Origin of the sequence: Sulfitobacter sp. G21635-S1 (assembly GCF_027213915.1) — a bacterium.
Lineage (GTDB): Bacteria > Pseudomonadota > Alphaproteobacteria > Rhodobacterales > Rhodobacteraceae > Sulfitobacter.
In genome coordinates this window covers 48,133-62,779 of sequence record NZ_JAPWGV010000003.1, presented here as the reverse complement: position 1 = coordinate 62,779, position 14,647 = coordinate 48,133, and the positions used below count along the sequence as shown (strand labels likewise).

The 14,647-nt window shown below is 61.7% G+C and carries 20 protein-coding genes; all 20 read right to left on the bottom strand.

Going from position 1 to position 14,647, the window contains the following annotated elements:
- On the bottom strand, nt 1-603 hold the full coding sequence (locus tag O4H53_RS04415; protein ID WP_269361663.1) for an NADH-quinone oxidoreductase subunit J: 603 nt from the start codon (nt 601-603) through the stop codon (nt 1-3).
- Nucleotides 600-1,001: a carboxymuconolactone decarboxylase family protein gene (locus tag O4H53_RS04410; protein WP_114275530.1), complete on the bottom strand. Its 402-nt coding sequence runs from the start codon at nt 999-1,001 to the stop codon at nt 600-602. Before O4H53_RS04410 ends, O4H53_RS04415 begins: the two co-directional genes overlap by 4 nt.
- Nucleotides 998-1,492 (bottom strand): NADH-quinone oxidoreductase subunit NuoI, encoded by a 495-nt coding sequence (nuoI, locus tag O4H53_RS04405; protein ID WP_269361662.1) that lies wholly within the window; start codon nt 1,490-1,492, stop codon nt 998-1,000. Before nuoI ends, O4H53_RS04410 begins: the two co-directional genes overlap by 4 nt.
- Nucleotide 1,493: 1 nt before the next feature.
- Nucleotides 1,494-2,534: an NADH-quinone oxidoreductase subunit NuoH gene (gene nuoH, locus O4H53_RS04400; RefSeq protein ID WP_269361661.1), complete on the bottom strand. Its 1,041-nt coding sequence runs from the start codon at nt 2,532-2,534 to the stop codon at nt 1,494-1,496.
- A gap of 6 nt (nt 2,535-2,540) precedes the next feature.
- The gene (locus O4H53_RS04395) at nt 2,541-2,900 is read right to left on the bottom strand and encodes a hypothetical protein (RefSeq protein ID WP_269362075.1); all 360 of its coding nucleotides are present in this window, start codon (nt 2,898-2,900) and stop codon (nt 2,541-2,543) included.
- Between the two features lie 20 nt (nt 2,901-2,920).
- Nucleotides 2,921-4,936, bottom strand: coding sequence for an NADH-quinone oxidoreductase subunit NuoG (gene nuoG / locus O4H53_RS04390; RefSeq protein WP_269361660.1), 2,016 nt, complete (start codon nt 4,934-4,936; stop codon nt 2,921-2,923).
- Nucleotides 4,937-4,940: 4 nt separating this feature from the next.
- Nucleotides 4,941-5,420 carry a DUF5333 domain-containing protein gene (locus O4H53_RS04385; RefSeq protein ID WP_269361659.1) on the bottom strand — a complete coding sequence of 160 codons (480 nt, stop codon included), beginning with the start codon at nt 5,418-5,420 and terminating at the stop codon, nt 4,941-4,943.
- Nucleotides 5,421-5,444: 24 nt separating this feature from the next.
- A complete protein-coding gene (locus O4H53_RS04380; protein WP_269361658.1) occupies nt 5,445-5,783 on the bottom strand; it encodes a hypothetical protein in 339 nt (112 codons plus the stop codon).
- A complete protein-coding gene (locus O4H53_RS04375) occupies nt 5,783-6,496 on the bottom strand; it encodes a class I SAM-dependent methyltransferase (RefSeq protein WP_269361657.1) in 714 nt (237 codons plus the stop codon). Before O4H53_RS04375 ends, O4H53_RS04380 begins: the two co-directional genes overlap by 1 nt.
- A gap of 68 nt (nt 6,497-6,564) precedes the next feature.
- On the bottom strand, nt 6,565-7,068 hold the full coding sequence (locus O4H53_RS04370; RefSeq protein ID WP_269361656.1) for a DUF3291 domain-containing protein: 504 nt from the start codon (nt 7,066-7,068) through the stop codon (nt 6,565-6,567).
- A 168-nt stretch (nt 7,069-7,236) separates the two neighbouring features.
- A complete protein-coding gene (locus O4H53_RS04365; protein ID WP_269361655.1) occupies nt 7,237-7,653 on the bottom strand; it encodes an MAPEG family protein in 417 nt (138 codons plus the stop codon).
- 42 nt (nt 7,654-7,695) lie between these two features.
- Nucleotides 7,696-8,991: an NADH-quinone oxidoreductase subunit NuoF gene (gene nuoF / locus O4H53_RS04360; RefSeq protein ID WP_269361654.1), complete on the bottom strand. Its 1,296-nt coding sequence runs from the start codon at nt 8,989-8,991 to the stop codon at nt 7,696-7,698.
- Between the two features lie 66 nt (nt 8,992-9,057).
- Entirely contained in the window at nt 9,058-9,285 is a 228-nt protein-coding gene (locus O4H53_RS04355) for a DUF5337 domain-containing protein (RefSeq protein WP_269361653.1), read from the bottom strand.
- Nucleotides 9,286-9,312: 27 nt separating this feature from the next.
- Nucleotides 9,313-10,149 (bottom strand): hypothetical protein, encoded by an 837-nt coding sequence (locus O4H53_RS04350; protein WP_269361652.1) that lies wholly within the window; start codon nt 10,147-10,149, stop codon nt 9,313-9,315.
- A gap of 39 nt (nt 10,150-10,188) precedes the next feature.
- Nucleotides 10,189-11,451 (bottom strand): NADH-quinone oxidoreductase subunit E, encoded by a 1,263-nt coding sequence (locus tag O4H53_RS04345; RefSeq protein WP_269361651.1) that lies wholly within the window; start codon nt 11,449-11,451, stop codon nt 10,189-10,191.
- Between the two features lie 73 nt (nt 11,452-11,524).
- The gene (locus O4H53_RS04340; protein WP_269361650.1) at nt 11,525-12,769 is read right to left on the bottom strand and encodes an NADH-quinone oxidoreductase subunit D; all 1,245 of its coding nucleotides are present in this window, start codon (nt 12,767-12,769) and stop codon (nt 11,525-11,527) included.
- A gap of 115 nt (nt 12,770-12,884) precedes the next feature.
- Complete coding sequence (locus O4H53_RS04335) at nt 12,885-13,058, bottom strand: hypothetical protein (protein ID WP_205388237.1); 174 nt, start codon at nt 13,056-13,058, stop codon at nt 12,885-12,887.
- Nucleotides 13,058-13,666, bottom strand: a complete 609-nt coding sequence (locus tag O4H53_RS04330) for an NADH-quinone oxidoreductase subunit C (protein WP_269361649.1) — start codon at nt 13,664-13,666, stop codon at nt 13,058-13,060. The genes O4H53_RS04335 and O4H53_RS04330 overlap by 1 nt, the downstream gene beginning before the upstream one ends.
- Before the next feature lie 24 nt (nt 13,667-13,690).
- Complete coding sequence (locus O4H53_RS04325; RefSeq protein WP_114275544.1) at nt 13,691-14,236, bottom strand: NuoB/complex I 20 kDa subunit family protein; 546 nt, start codon at nt 14,234-14,236, stop codon at nt 13,691-13,693.
- Complete coding sequence (locus tag O4H53_RS04320) at nt 14,227-14,592, bottom strand: NADH-quinone oxidoreductase subunit A (RefSeq protein ID WP_067287807.1); 366 nt, start codon at nt 14,590-14,592, stop codon at nt 14,227-14,229. The genes O4H53_RS04325 and O4H53_RS04320 overlap by 10 nt, the downstream gene beginning before the upstream one ends.
- Nucleotides 14,593-14,647: the final 55 nt, after the last annotated feature.

Genomic DNA, 14,647 nt, shown 5'->3' with positions numbered 1-14,647 from the left:
TCACAAGCCCTGCCCCGGTTTCACGTCACGCAGTTCCATCGCCTTGGCCGGATCGCGCATCATCTGCGCCACAACGTCCTGACGCTTCACATCCGCGCGGTGGCGCAGGGTCAGAACGATGGCCCCGATCATCGCAACCAGCAGGATCAGACCCGCCAGCTGGAACAGCAGGAAATACTGATCATAGAGGATCAGGCCCAAAGCCTCGGTGTTGAAGGTGTTCGGGTCCGCCACCTGTGCGCGCAGCCCCTCGGCGGCGTCGTTGGTTTCCCAGGCGCCAAAGGCCATGACGAACTGCATCAGGATCACAAGGCCGATCAGCAGGGCCAATGGCATGTATTTCGCCATCTCCGCCTTCAATTCGGCAAAATCGACGTCCAGCATCATGACCACGAAAAGGAACAGCACCGCGACCGCGCCGACATAGACGATGATCAGCAGCATCGCGACGAATTCCGCCCCCAGCAGAACAAAAAGCCCCGCCGAGCTGAGAAAGGCCAGGATCAGCCAGAGCACCGAATGCACCGGATTCCGGCTGACCACGGTCAGAAGCCCGCCCGTGATCACGCAAATGGCAAACAGATAGAATGAAAAGACCGTCATTCCTTACCCTCTTTTTCGTCCCAGACCTGCCCGGCCAGTTCCATGGCGCGCGACATGGCCGGTACGCCGGCAAATACCGACATCTGGCCAATTGTCTCGGTGATATGTTTCTTGGTGGCACCGGCCTCCAGCGCGTGGCGCACCGTCTGGCGCACCGCCACATCGTTCTGAGCGCCCTGCATGGTCAGCCCCGCAAGGGTCAGCAGCAGCCGCGTCCGCGCGTCCAGCCCACCCTCGTTGACGGCATTGCCGAACATCATTTCCATCATGTCCTTGGGCATGGTGCCCATCATTGCCTCGAACACCTTGGGGGAAAAGGCATCCATTGCCGGAAAGGACTTTGCCATCTCCTGCGCCTGGCGCATCATCGCCTCGAAGGGGTTGGTGGGATCACTCATCTGTAAGGCGCATCTATTTCGAGGTTGCGGGCAATCTCCGCTTCCCAGCGTTCACCATTCGCCAGCAGCTTGTCCTTGTCATAGTACAGCTCTTCGCGGGTTTCGGTGCTGAACTCGAAATTCGGCCCCTCGACGATGGCATCCACCGGGCAGGCCTCCTGACAGAAGCCGCAATAGATGCACTTGGTCATGTCGATGTCATAGCGCGTGGTGCGGCGGCTGCCGTCGTCGCGCGGTTCCGCGTCGATGGTGATCGCCTGCGCCGGGCAGATCGCCTCGCAAAGCTTGCAGGCGATGCAGCGCTCTTCGCCGTTGGGATAGCGGCGCAGCGCATGTTCACCGCGGAAACGCGGGGACAGCGGCCCTTTTTCGTGCGGATAGTTCACCGTCGCCTTGGGGCGGAACATCTGCTTGAACCCCAGCGCGAAACCCTTGGCGAAATCCTGCAGCAGGAAATACTTGGCGGCGCGGGCATAGTCGATTTGTGTCATGTCAGCCTCCTACGGGCCAGCGGGCATAGATGCCCCAGAACCATTCGAATTTTGCCGCGAAGGCCACGAAAACCACCCAGAACAGCGAGAACGGCAAGAACACCTTCCAGCCCAGGCGCATCAGCTGGTCATAGCGGTAGCGCGGGGTGATCGCCTTGACCATGGAGAACATGAAGAACACCAGCAGCATCTTCAGGAACATCCACAGGAAGCCATCCGGCAGGAACGGGATCGGCGACAGCCAGCCGCCCAGGAACAGCAGCGAAACCAATGCGCACATCAGCACCACGGCGACAAGTTCGCCGATCATGAACAGCAGGAACGGCGTCGAGGAATATTCAACCTGATACCCCGCCACCAGCTCTGATTCCGCTTCCGGAAGGTCAAAGGGCGGGCGGTTCGTTTCGGCCAGGGCCGAGATGAAGAACAGGATCAGCATCGGGAAATGCGGCAGGAAGTACCAGTTGAAGATGCCCCCGGCCCCCTCCTGCGCCGCAACGATGGCGGAGAAGTTCATCGACCCGGTGGAGATGATGACACCGATGATGATCAGGCCGATGCTGACCTCATAGGAAATCATCTGCGCGGCAGAGCGCAGCGAGCCCAGGAACGGGTATTTCGAGTTCGAGGCCCAGCCGCCCATGATCACGCCGTAAACCTCCAGAGAGGAAATCGCGAAGACATAGAGGATCGCCACATTGATGTCCGACAGCACCCAGCCGTCGTTGAAGGGAATCACCGCCCAGGCCACCAGCGCCATCACCAGGCTGACCATCGGGGCCAGCAGGAACACCGCCCGGTCGGCCCCGGCGGGAATCACCACTTCCTTGACCACGTATTTCAGCAGGTCGGCAAAGCTTTGCAGCAGGCCAAAGACACCCACCACATTGGGCCCGCGCCGCATCTGGACGGCCGCCCAGATCTTGCGGTCGGCGTACATCAGGAACGCCAGGCACACCAGCAGCGGCAGCAGGATCAACAAGACCTGCCCCGTGACCAGCAGCCCAATCCCCAACCCCGTGTTCGTAAAGAAGTCAGCCATTGTCCCTCACACCGTCGGTATGCCTTTTTCCACACAGCTCTGTGTGGTCACTTCAGCATCAATTGTCTTTATGCCCCGTGGCAAGCTTGGCGAGATTGTATAAACAGCATCCGCTCGCCAGATGCCACCCTCTTGCTCTACATTTGTGCGCACATGGCGCGCAAATCCGTAGCCGCGGATCAGCGTATAGCGTGCGGCGGCACATTCGGCGTAATCCGCCACGTCCTGCGTGCTGAGCGCCTTGGTCATCGCCACGTTGAACTGCACCAGGTCACCATCCAGCAAAACAGTCTCTACCCCCTTGTATTCCGGGATAAAATCAGAGGCCACGGGCACCTGCGGTTCACATGCACCCAAGGTCATCATCGCAAGGACGGCGGTTGTTCTCACTCCGCCGCCATGGGTTTGGCGCGGCGCGCCGCGGCATTGGCCGAAAGCTCCGCCATCAACTGGCTGGCCCGGGCAATCGGATTGCTGAGGTAGAAATCCGCAATCGCCTCGCCAAAGGGTGCCGCATCGACGCTGCCGCGTTCCAGTGGCGTCCACGCGTTTTCGGCAACCTCGTCAACACGGGCCAGATGCGGCACGTCACTGACCAGCGCGCGGCGCAGGGCGGCGATGGAATCAAACGGCAATGTCGCCTCCATCTCGGCGCTCAGCGCGCGCAGGATGGCCCAGTTTTCCTTGGCCTGACCGGGGGCAAAGCTGGCGCGTTGCGCAAGCTGCGGACGGCCTTCGGTGTTCACGAACAGGCCCGGTTCCTCGGTATAGGCGGCGCCGGGCAGGATGATGTCCGCGCGGTGCGCACCCCGGTCGCCGTGGCTGCCCTGATAGATCACGAAAGGACCGGCGGGAATGTCGCCCTCATCCGCGCCAAGGTTATAGATCACGTCAGCTTCCAGAACGGCAGGCACGCCGCCGTCGGCAGTGGCGCCGATATCCATCGCACCGACACGCGATGCAGCGGTGTGCAGCACCATGAAGGAGGATTTTGTTGCTTCCGCCAGCGCCATCGCATCGGCCAGCACTGCGGCACCGTCTTCGCGGGTCAGGGCCGCCTGCCCCACGATGATCACCGAGTGCTTTTCCTGCACAGCGGAATGATCGCGTTGCAGCAAATCGGCCATGACCGACGGATTGTCACCGATGTGGGCATATTCATAGGTCAGATCGACCTGCGGCCCGATCACACCCACGTTTGCGCCGCGCGACCACGCCTTGCGGATACGCGCGTTCAGCACCGGAGCCTCCACCGCCGGGTTGGTCCCGATCAGCATGATCGCCTTGGCAGTGTCCAGTTCTTCGACCGTGGCTGTCCCGACATAGCCGGAGCGGTTGCCCGCAGGCAGCTTGGCCCCATCGGTGCGGCATTCGACGATACCGCCCTGCCCTTCGATCAATGTTTTCAATGCATAGGCCGCCTCGACCGAGGACAGATCGCCGACCAGACCGGCAACTTTCTTGCCCTTCATCGCGGCAGCAGCGGCTGCCAGCGCCTCGGGCCAGTCCGCTTTGCGCAGCTTGCCGTTCTCGCGGATGTAGGGCGTATCCAGCCGCTGGCGGCGCAGCCCGTCCCAGACAAAGCGGGTCTTGTCGGAAATCCATTCCTCGTTCACGCCGTCATGGTTGCGCGGCAGCATCCGCATCACTTCGCGGCCCTTGGTGTCGACACGGATGTTCGACCCCAGCGCATCCATCACGTCGATGCTTTCGGTCTTGGAAAGCTCCCAGGGACGCGCGGTAAAGGCATAGGGTTTGCTGACCAGCGCCCCCACCGGGCAAAGGTCGATGATATTGCCCTGCAGGTTCGATTCGAGCGTTTCCCCCAGGTAGGAGGTGATCTCCGCATCTTCGCCCCGGCCGGTCTGGCCCATCTTGTGCACGCCTGCGACCTCGGTGGTGAAACGCACGCAGCGGGTGCAGGAGATGCAGCGGGTCATATGGGTTTCGACCAGCGGCCCGAGGTTCAGATCCTCGGTCGCGCGCTTGGGTTCGCGGTAGCGCGAGAAATCCACACCATAGGCCATCGCCTGATCCTGCAGATCACATTCGCCACCCTGGTCGCAGATCGGGCAATCCAGCGGGTGGTTGATCAGCAGGAACTCCATCACGCCTTCGCGCGCCTTCTTGACCATCGGGCTGTTGGTTTTCACCACCGGCGGCTGGCCCTCGGGACCGGGGCGCAGATCGCGCACCTGCATCGCGCAGCTTGCGGCGGGCTTGGGCGGGCCGCCCACGACCTCCACCAGACACATGCGGCAGTTCCCCGCAATCGAAAGCCGCTCGTGATAACAGAAACGCGGGATCTCGACGCCCGCCTGCTCGCAGGCCTGAATGAGCGTCATCGCCCCTTCGGTTTCGATTTCCTTGCCATCAATGATGATCTTGCGAAGGTCGCTCATAGGTTCACTTTGCTCTCAGTAACGAACCGATCCGGCTCTGTTTTTGAATCTCTTCGAGTCCAAGCGCACAATAGCTTTGTGGATCAGAAGTATCGACCCCCCTCGCCTTGAAAAACGCCCTTCCGCGCGCTTTGAGCCGTTCTTTTTCCGCATCGCTTTTGCGATAGGCGTCGATTTCAGCATCCGTATAGCCCAGATCATTGGCCTGGCCCTTGATTTTCCACAGAAAACTGGTGGCCCTGATCAGCCGGGCATCTATCGTGGGACAATTCTTGCGGATCGCATCGGCGATTCCGACATCCAGCAGGGCATCGTCGATCGCGGCGACCTCGCGCAGCGGTGGTTTCGCCGAAACCGGGGCGGCAAGCACCGCCAGACCAAACAGGGCAATCATCATCAAACGCATTTCACTCTCCTTCGGAAGTTGACCGACAGCTGGGTGAGCCTGCGCTGATATGCAATAACACCCGGTCCCGACAGCCATTTTCCGCAGGTTTCAGCGCATGGCCTATTGGGCCTGCGGGCAGGTCCCCTGATAGGTCAGCGTGTCATCGACGATGCGCAGCTGGTCTGCCGGCGTGTCCGGCCCCACCACCCAGTCGATGTCGGAACTGCCATAGGTCGCCACGCAATAGCCGTTTGCCGCGTGCAGCGCGGCCCCCCGTGCCCCTTCGAAGGATTGCGAGACACCTTTCACCGTCGCCACGAAGACGTCGCGTTGCTTGTCGACCCGCTTGACCTTGGTGCGGAAATACTTGCCGTCAAAGGCAAAGCGGTTCTCGCTGTCGGAGCAACCAGCCACAAGGGCGGCGCAAAGCAGCGCCATGACGCTAATTCGGGTCTTCATCATTTCTGCACTCTCGAATGGGTGGGGCGTTGCGCTTCGGCCTTGTCGATCACGACAATGGAATCATGCACATGCACGCCGCTGATTTCGCGCTTCATCTGCGGAAGCTGCGCCGGTTTGTTGTTGTGATACCACATGTGCATGTCATCAATCATTCTGCGCACCGTGTTATAGAAATTCTCCGGCGCGTGAAAGCCACCGCCGAAACGCGGGTAATAGGCGGTGTGCAGATCCTCTATCATATAGGTGCCGCCGGTGGTCAGCAGCGGGAACAACACCCGCAGCGAGGCTTCGATATGGGCCATCCGGTGGCTGCCGTCATCCAGCACCACATCGACGCCGCCCATCTCCTCGACCACCTTTGCCAGGAATGCCGGATCGTCCTGCGAGCCGATGCGCACCATGCCGGACTGGCCGTCGTATTGCGCGCAATCGGGGTTGATGTCGATGCCGCAGAGCACCGCGTCCTTGCCCAGGTAGCGCCGCCACATCTGCAAGGAGCCGCCGTTGTTCACCCCGATCTCAAGGAATTTCACCGGCGTATTCCGGTAGCGGCTGAAATAGCGGTCATAAAGCGGCAGGTAATGATGCCACTTGTGCACCTTCACCCCGTCGTTCTGCGCATAGATGTCCAGCAGGTCGCCGTCAAATCCGTATCGTTCCCTGATGTCAGCGGCGACATCCCCGTCTTCGGGAAATCTGAACTTCTTCATTGGCGGTCTCCTGCACGGCCCTTTGGGGTTTTCCCCTTATTTCTCAACATATCCGCCAATTCGGGATTTCAGGCAACCTCTGTCTGGCGGCAACCGTGGGTCCTGTGCATTGTTGCAGCAGGCAGGTGACGCCAGCCAAAGGCATGATCGCTGTCGCCATGGGCGCGCAGATGGTCGAGCCGGTCCAGCGCCTCGCCCAGGCCGGGCCGATGCCCCGGCGGCACCCACCACATCACGAAATGCATCGCTCCCAACACCTCGAACCATTCGGCGCGGCGTTCGTAGAATTTCTTGTGCACCGTGCCCCAGACAAAGGTTTCCAGCGTGGCGACACTCTCCCAGACGCTCAGGTTCGGAATGAACAGGGGATCGCCGTCAATTGCGGTATCGGTGTTGCCTGCCCCGGTCTCGCCTTCCATCATCCACTGGAAGCCGGGCATCCGCTTGGCCAGCCCGTTGATCCGGTCAAGGTTGGCCATGAATTCCGCCACGCGGGGATCATCCTTGGCGGCGACAAGCCTGCCCACGTTCAGCTCCGCCAGATGCATGCCCTTGTGTGCCCCGCCCTGCATCAAACGGTCCCCCGGCGACAGGTCTTTCCGCGACCGCGCGCATCATGAAACCCCGCTGCGAACTTCACCCCCGCTTGTCCACCCGCGCTGCATGTTGCCCAGAGGTGCCAAAGGGGTTCTCACGGACCGGCCTGGCCCCAATCCCAAAATCCGCGACAGGGTCTTGCATCAAAAGACTGCCACAACCGCCATCAGGCCCAGAAAGACACAACACGCCCAGCCAAAGGTGTAGATCATGGTGCGGAGGCCGAGGTTTTCCTTGCCGATACCACGAATATGCACAAAGGCCACCACCACACGGCTGATCAGAAACAGCGAGGCCAGCAGATTCACCCAGAACGGGCTGGCCCCGGCAAGGATCGCCGCAACGGTCACGGCGGCGAACATGCCGCTCATTTCCATCGCGTTCATATAGGCCCGGCTCAGCCGATAGCTGGCATTGCTGTAGTCGGCGGCGGGCATATCGCCTGCCGTCACCCCATCCGCCGATTTGCGCGCGGCGGAAATCGGGCTGAGCAGCAGGCCGATAAGGCCGAACAAGGCCAAAGACATGATCGCATGGCCGTAGTCAGAAAACTGTTCCATTGCAGAACCTCCTTCTTGATGAACCAAACGAAATGCCGGTTCCTATTCCGCTGCCACGGCGCTGACGCGCCCTGTCCGCTTGTGCTTGATCCGGTCTTCGATTTCATCGCGGAAATGCCGGATCAACCCCTGGATCGGCCAGGCCGCCGCATCGCCAAGCGCACAGATCGTATGGCCCTCGACCTGCTTGGTCACATCCAGCAGCATGTCGATTTCCTCGGGCTCCGCATCGCCTGTCACCAGCCGGTCCATGACCCGCATCATCCAGCCGGTGCCCTCGCGGCAGGGCGTGCACTGGCCGCAGCTTTCGTGCTTGTAGAACTTGGACAGCCGCCAGATCGCCTTGATCACATCGGTGGAATTGTCCATCACGATCACCGCCGCCGTGCCCAGGCCCGACCGCTGCTCGCGCAGATAGTCGAAATCCATGATCGCGTCTTTCATCTGCGCGCCGGGGATCAATGGCACGGAGGACCCGCCGGGGATCACCGCCTTGAGATTGCTCCAGCCGCCCCGGATGCCGCCGCAATGGGTCTCGATCAGCTCTTCGAAGGTGATGCTCATCGCCTCTTCGACCACGCAGGGGTTGTTCACATGGCCCGACACGGCAAACAGCTTGGTCCCCGCATTGTTGGCCCGGCCGAAACCGGCAAACCATTCCGGCCCGCGCCGCAGGATCGTCGGCACCACGGCAATGGATTCCACGTTGTTCACCGTGGTCGGGCAGCCATAAAGGCCCGCCCCCGCCGGGAACGGCGGCTTCATGCGCGGCATCCCCTTCTTGCCTTCGAGGCTTTCCAGCAGGGCGGTTTCCTCGCCGCAGATATAGGCCCCCGCGCCATGGGCCAGGTAGAGGTCGAAATCCCAGCCGGATTTCGCCGCGTTCTTGCCCAGCAGGCCCGCGTCATAGGCCTCGTCGATGGCCGCCTGCAGCGCCTCGCGCTCACGGATGTATTCGCCACGGATGTAGATGTAGCAGGCATGCGCATTCATCGCGAAAGAGGCGATCAGGCACCCTTCGATCAGCGTATGCGGATCATGGCGCATGATCTCGCGGTCCTTGCAGGTGCCGGGTTCGGATTCATCCGCGTTGATCACCAGATAGGCCGGACGCCCGTCGCTTTCCTTGGGCATGAAGGACCACTTGAGCCCGGTGGGAAAGCCCGCGCCGCCCCGGCCGCGCAATCCGCTTGCCTTCATCTGGTCGATGATCCAGTCGCGGCCCTTCTTGATGATCCCGGCGGTGCCGTCCCAATGGCCACGCTGCTGCGCGCCCTTCAGGGTGCGGTCATGCATCCCGTAGATGTTGGTAAAGATGCGGTCCTGATCTGCAAGCATTGCTGCGTCCCTTACGTTTGTCTCGACCCCAGAGGGTCGTTTGTCTGTTGCTCCGAAAGGAGCGTTCTATCCATCATCCGCAGCCCGGCGCGCCTGCCAGAGCTGATAGGCCACCACCAGCGACCAGAACAGCGCCGCAAGTGCGGCAAAGTCGATCAGCAGCGCATAGCGCCCCGGCAATCCCAGTGCCGGACCGGCCCAGTTCGCGGCCAGCCAGATCAGCATGGTCCCGGCAATCACCAGTGCCACGGTCTGCCCCTTGCGAGACTGTGCCTTGTCGCTTTGCTCACTCATGCCTGGCCCGGTTGCCCCCTCGGCGGTTTACTTCTTTTTCTTCTTCGAAAACTCGGTTTCGCCGCCTTTTGCAAGGATCTTGGCCTGGCTCATCCAGTCGTCGCGTTCGATCCGGCCCTTGAAGCGCAGCCGCGCATCGACCCAGGCGATCTCTTTCTTGCGCCAGCCCGCGACCTGGCTGTAATGCCAGATGCCCAATTCGTTCAGCGTCTGCTCCAGCTTGGGGCCGACACCGCTGATCAGTTTCAGATCATCGGCACCTTCGGCGCGCGGGGCGTCCATCAGATCGGGCTTGCCGTCAGCCGCCACCGGCGCACGCTTGGCCCTGGCCGGTGCGGCCTTTGCCGCTGGTGCAGGCTCTGCCACGGCCGCCGAGGCGCTTGCCGCAGCCTTTGCCGGGGCCGCTTTCCTGGCAGGCGCTTCCGCGCCCTCTTTCTCGTATTTCCATTCGCCCTTGCGCGCCGCCAGTTCCGCCTGACCCGCCAGCGTTTTCGTGGGCTTGATGACGGAACCCGATGCAGGCGCAGCCGCTTTCGGCGTGTCAGCCTCCGCCGCGGCTGCCGGTTCCTCAACCGCCTCGGGCGCGTCGGAAACGGCCGGGGCCACGGCAGATGCAGCAGCAGTCGGTGCAGCAACGGCATCAGCCGCCGGCGCTGCCACGGCGCTGCCGCTGGTTGCACCCGGACAGATGACCAGGGAAAGGAACAGACCGACAACCAGCGCGATGACAACGGCCAGGATCAGGGCAGCGGCAAAGCCCCACCCGCCGACCAGCATCAGCAAAAGCCCGATCACAAGGCCCGCAACAATTGCCAGTGCCCAGCTTTTCGCCGTGCAGCTCATCGAATTGTCATTCTCAGCCATCTAAAGTTCCCTCTCCCGTCAGACCGGTAGCGGCCCGGATTACGTGTCGTAGAGACCATCCTTGCTGGCACGGGCAGAAAACTCGGTCTCCTCCCCAGCAGCCAGGCGCGTGGCCTGATCAACCCAGTTGTCGCGCGACACACGGCCTTTGAACCCCTTGAGGTTCTCATCGACCCAGGCCACTTCCTCCGCGCCCCAACCGGCAATCTGATCGTAATGGAAGAATCCCATATCGTTCAGCATTTTTTCCAGCTTGGGCCCGACGCCCCTGATCATCTTGAGATCATCCGCCCCGCTATCGCGTGCGGCGGCCATTGTGGCGGGCTTGGTGCCCGGCCCCTCAGACGCTGCTGCGGCTTGCGCCTTTGTTTCCTGCTTGCCGCCGGGGGCGACACTGCCCTTTGCCGGTTTCGCCTTGGCCTTGACCTTGGGCGCTTCACCTTCAGCCTCGGCGTGTTTGTCGGAACTGTCACCCTTGTTGCGCGGGGCCTTGGCCTCTGCCTTGCTGCGGCCGGCCTGCGCGCCATCCGGGCCTTTGGGCGGCATCAGTTCGTCCCGCTTGGCCTTGGCCGGTTTGCCGCCCGCATTGGCGGCCTTGCCCTGCCAGGGCGTCAGCAGCGGCACCTCTGTGCCGTCGATCCGCTTGATCGTGTCGCCGATATCGACCGCAAGCTGCACGCTGGCGTTATACTGCGTGCGGCCGCTGTCGTGATCCTTGAGGCTGGTCAGCCCGCCCAGAGGCTCGGAAGCATAGCGCCCGTTCTGCGGACCCGGCACCGGCACCTTGCCCGCCGCCAGTTCATCCAGCAGCTTGCCAAAGCCCTCTGCGGTCAGATCCTCGTAATAATCCTTGCCGATCTGCGCCATCGGCGCATTGGCGCAGGAACCGAGGCATTCGACCTCTTCCCAGGAAAACTTGCCATCCGCCGAAAGCTCATGGGCATTGGGCGCGATTCGCTCCTTGCAGACGGCCATCAGGTCCTCTGCCCCGCAGATCATGCAGCTGGTGGTGCCGCAGACCTGAATATGTGCCACGGAACCAACGGGTTGCAGCTGAAACATGAAGTAGAAGGTCGCGACCTCAAGACCCCGGATATAGGCCATGCCCAGCATCTCCGACACATGCTCGATCGCCGGGCGGGAGAGCCAGCCCTCCTGCTCCTGCGCACGCCACAAGAGCGGGATGATGGCAGAGGCCTGCCGCCCATCGGGGTATTTGGTGATCTGCGCTTCGGCCCACTTCTGGTTGGCAGGCGTGAAGGCGAAACTCTCGGGTTGTTCGTGGTGCAGTCGGCGGAGCATCAGTGGGTCTCTTTCGAATTCGCTGTCTGGCTTGCGGCACCGGGAAAGCCCGCAAAGAAATGAGGTCTCGGCATCACCGGTCAATCTCCCCGAACACCACGTCCATGGTGCCGATGATCGCGGCGACATCTGCCAGCTGGTGGCCTTTGGAAATATGGTCCATCGCCTGCAGATGCAGGAAGCCGGGTGCGCGGATCTTGGCGCGGTAGGGTTTGTTGGAACCATCCGCCACAAGGTAGACGCCGAATTCGCCCTTGGGCGCCTCGACCGCGCAATAGACCTCGCCCGCAGGCACGTGGAACCCTTCGGTGTAAAGCTTGAAGTGGTGAATCAGGCTTTCCATGTCGGTCTTCATCGCGGTGCGGCTGGGCGGTGTGATCTTGCCACGGGCCAGCACATCGCCCTTCCCTTCGGGCGCGCGCAGTTTTTCGATGGCCTGTTCCATGATGTGCACGGACTGGCGCATTTCCTCCATCCGGCAGAGGTAACGGTCAAAGCAGTCGCCGTTCTTGCCCACCGGCACCTGGAAGTCGAATTCGTCATAACATTCATAGGGCTGCGAGCGCCGCAGGTCCCAGGCCAGGCCCGATCCCCGCACCATCACGCCGGAGAAGCCGTAGTTCAGGATGTCCTCTTCGCTGACCACGCCGATATCGACATTGCGCTGCTTGAAGATGCGGTTCTCGGTCAGCAGACCGTCAATGTCCGCAAGGATTTCGGGGAAGGATTTGCACCAGGCCTCGATATCGTCGATCAGCGCTTCGGGCAGGTCCTGATGCACGCCGCCGGGCCGGAAATAGGCCGCGTGCAGACGCGCGCCACAGGCCCGTTCGTAAAAGATCATCAGCTTTTCGCGCTCTTCAAAACCCCAGAGCGGCGGCGTCAGCGCGCCCACATCCAGCGCCTGCGTGGTCACGTTCAGCAGGTGGTTCAGCACGCGGCCGATCTCGCAGAACAGCACCCGGATCAGCGAGGCGCGGCGCGGCACCACCGTGCCGGTCAGCTTTTCGATGGCCAGACACCAGGCGTGCTCCTGATTCATCGGTGCCACGTAATCCAGCCGGTCGAAATATGGCAGGTTCTGCAGGTAGGTCCGGCTCTCCATCAGCTTTTCGGTGCCACGGTGCAACAGCCCGATATGCGGGTCGCAACGTTCGACGATCTCGCCGTCCAGCTCAAGCACCAGCCGCAAAACCCCATGCGCCGCGGGGTGTTGCGGGCCGAAGTTGATGTTGAAATTGCGGATCTTCTGTTCGCCCGTCAGAGCATCGGTCGATCCGTCGTCATAGCGGTTCACGCGAATATCGCCGTCCATCATTTAGGTCCCTTCAACTGGCGCTGCTGCGGATGAGGACGGTTCGCGCGGACCCGCACCGGCAACTCCTGGCGGGTGCCGAACAACCGGGCCAAAACCTCTTCCAGAAATGCGATCATCACAGTTTCTCCAACTCTTGCAGTTTGAGCCCCATCCACCACAGCAGCGCAATGGTGCCAAAGGGGATCAGACAGGCCGCCGCCCAGTATTTGTTGATGCCGAAGAAGGGCAGCAGTTTGACCATCGGAATGGCTGTCAGCGCGGACAGGAGAAGCCACCAGAATCCGCCCATTACTTGGCTCCTTCCGCCTTGTCGTCACCCGGCAGGATGTATTCCGCGCCCTCCCAGGGCGACATGAAATCAAACTGGCGGTATTCCTGCACCAGCGACACCGGCTCATAGACCACGCGTTTCTGCGCCTCGTCATAGCGGACTTCGGTATAGCCCGTGGTCGGGAAATCCTTGCGCAGCGGATAGCCGCGAAAGCCATAGTCGGTGAGGATGCGGCGCAGGTCCGGGTGACCGGAAAACAGGATGCCGAACATGTCGAAAACTTCACGCTCGAACCAGTTGGCCGAGGGGTGGACGCTGACCAGGCTCGGCACCATGTCCTTTTCCCGTGTCGCGACGCGCAGGCGGATGCGGTGGTTCTGATACATGCTCAGCAGGTGATAGACCACGTCGAACCGCTTGGCCCGGCCGGCATAATCCACCGCCGTGATGTCCACGAGGGTGGAGAAACGGCAGGTCGGATCGCCCCTGAGGAATTCCACCAGCCCGGCGATATTGGTCAGGGTGACATCCATGTTGAGCTCACCCTGCGCGATGTCCCACGCGAGGATGCAATCGGGGCGTTTGGCCTCGATATAGGCACCAAGTTCCTGAAGTTGCTCGCTCATCTCAAATCCTTCCAGACGCGCGGTTCATCGCACGATCGTCCCGGTCCGGCGCATCTTGCGCTGCAGCTGCATGATCCCGTAAAGCAGCGCCTCTGCCGTGGGCGGGCAGCCCGGCACATAGACATCCACCGGCACGATCCGGTCGCAGCCGCGCACCACGGAATAGCTGTAGTGGTAATAGCCGCCGCCATTGGCGCAGGAGCCCATGGAGATCACATAACGCGGCTCGGGCATCTGGTCATAGACCTTGCGCAGCGCCGGGGCCATCTTGTTGGTCAGCGTGCCGGCCACGATCATCAGGTCGGACTGGCGCGGCGAGGCACGCGGCGCGGTGCCGAAACGCTCAAGGTCATAGCGCGGCATGGAGGTATGCATCATCTCGACCGCGCAGCAGGCCAGACCGAATGTCATCCAGTGCAGCGACCCGGTGCGCGCCCAGTTGATGATGTCGGCGGTGGAGGTGACAAGGAATCCCTTGTCCTGCAACGCGGCATTCAGATCCTGCGTGGCAACCTCGCGGTCCGGTCCGGCCTTGTAGCTGCCCGGTGTGCCTGCGTCCGTTACTGCCATTCCAGCGCCCCTTTCTTCCATTCATAGGCAAAGCCAGCCGTCAGCACGCCCAGGAAAACCATCATCGACCAGAAGCCGACCATCGAAATGTCCTTGAAGGCGACCGCCCAGGGGAACAGGAACGCGATTTCCAGGTCAAAGATGATGAACAGGATCGAAACCAGATAAAACCGCACGTCGAATTTCATGCGCGCATCGTCGAATGCGTTGAACCCGCATTCATAGGCCGAGACCTTTTCGGGGTCCGGATTGCGCACGGCGACGATGACGGCGGCAAGGATCAGGATGGCTCCGAATCCGATGGCTACGGCCAGAAAAACGAGGATAGGCAGATATTCCCGCAGCATGTCGTCCAAGGGGAGGCTCCTTTATGGTGCTGGGCACAGATGCGCCGGGGCGCTCGGGCCAGTC

Excerpts from the sequence above, each read along its gene's own strand:
- O4H53_RS04345 (WP_269361651.1), bottom strand. The coding sequence starts at position 11,451 with ATGCTCCGCCGACTGCACCACGAACAACCCGAGAGTTTCGCCTTCACG.
- O4H53_RS04395 (WP_269362075.1), bottom strand. The coding sequence starts at position 2,900 with ATGATGACCTTGGGTGCATGTGAACCGCAGGTGCCCGTGGCCTCTGAT.
- O4H53_RS04375 (WP_269361657.1), bottom strand. The coding sequence starts at position 6,496 with ATGAAGAAGTTCAGATTTCCCGAAGACGGGGATGTCGCCGCTGACATC.
- O4H53_RS04350 (WP_269361652.1), bottom strand. The coding sequence starts at position 10,149 with ATGGCTGAGAATGACAATTCGATGAGCTGCACGGCGAAAAGCTGGGCA.
- O4H53_RS04365 (WP_269361655.1), bottom strand. The coding sequence starts at position 7,653 with ATGGAACAGTTTTCTGACTACGGCCATGCGATCATGTCTTTGGCCTTG.
- O4H53_RS04335 (WP_205388237.1), bottom strand. The coding sequence starts at position 13,058 with ATGGGCGGATTCTGGTGGCTTCTCCTGTCCGCGCTGACAGCCATTCCG.
- O4H53_RS04355 (WP_269361653.1), bottom strand. The coding sequence starts at position 9,285 with ATGAGTGAGCAAAGCGACAAGGCACAGTCTCGCAAGGGGCAGACCGTG.
- O4H53_RS04385 (WP_269361659.1), bottom strand. The coding sequence starts at position 5,420 with ATGGCTGTCGGGACCGGGTGTTATTGCATATCAGCGCAGGCTCACCCA.
- O4H53_RS04415 (WP_269361663.1), bottom strand. The coding sequence starts at position 603 with ATGACGGTCTTTTCATTCTATCTGTTTGCCATTTGCGTGATCACGGGC.
- nuoG (WP_269361660.1), bottom strand. The coding sequence starts at position 4,936 with ATGAGCGACCTTCGCAAGATCATCATTGATGGCAAGGAAATCGAAACC.
- O4H53_RS04330 (WP_269361649.1), bottom strand. The coding sequence starts at position 13,666 with ATGAGCGAGCAACTTCAGGAACTTGGTGCCTATATCGAGGCCAAACGC.
- O4H53_RS04410 (WP_114275530.1), bottom strand. The coding sequence starts at position 1,001 with ATGAGTGATCCCACCAACCCCTTCGAGGCGATGATGCGCCAGGCGCAG.
- O4H53_RS04325 (WP_114275544.1), bottom strand. The coding sequence starts at position 14,236 with ATGGCAGTAACGGACGCAGGCACACCGGGCAGCTACAAGGCCGGACCG.
- O4H53_RS04340 (WP_269361650.1), bottom strand. The coding sequence starts at position 12,769 with ATGATGGACGGCGATATTCGCGTGAACCGCTATGACGACGGATCGACC.
- nuoI (WP_269361662.1), bottom strand. The coding sequence starts at position 1,492 with ATGACACAAATCGACTATGCCCGCGCCGCCAAGTATTTCCTGCTGCAG.
- nuoH (WP_269361661.1), bottom strand. The coding sequence starts at position 2,534 with ATGGCTGACTTCTTTACGAACACGGGGTTGGGGATTGGGCTGCTGGTC.
- nuoF (WP_269361654.1), bottom strand. The coding sequence starts at position 8,991 with ATGCTTGCAGATCAGGACCGCATCTTTACCAACATCTACGGGATGCAT.
- O4H53_RS04370 (WP_269361656.1), bottom strand. The coding sequence starts at position 7,068 with ATGCAGGGCGGGGCACACAAGGGCATGCATCTGGCGGAGCTGAACGTG.
- O4H53_RS04380 (WP_269361658.1), bottom strand. The coding sequence starts at position 5,783 with ATGAAGACCCGAATTAGCGTCATGGCGCTGCTTTGCGCCGCCCTTGTG.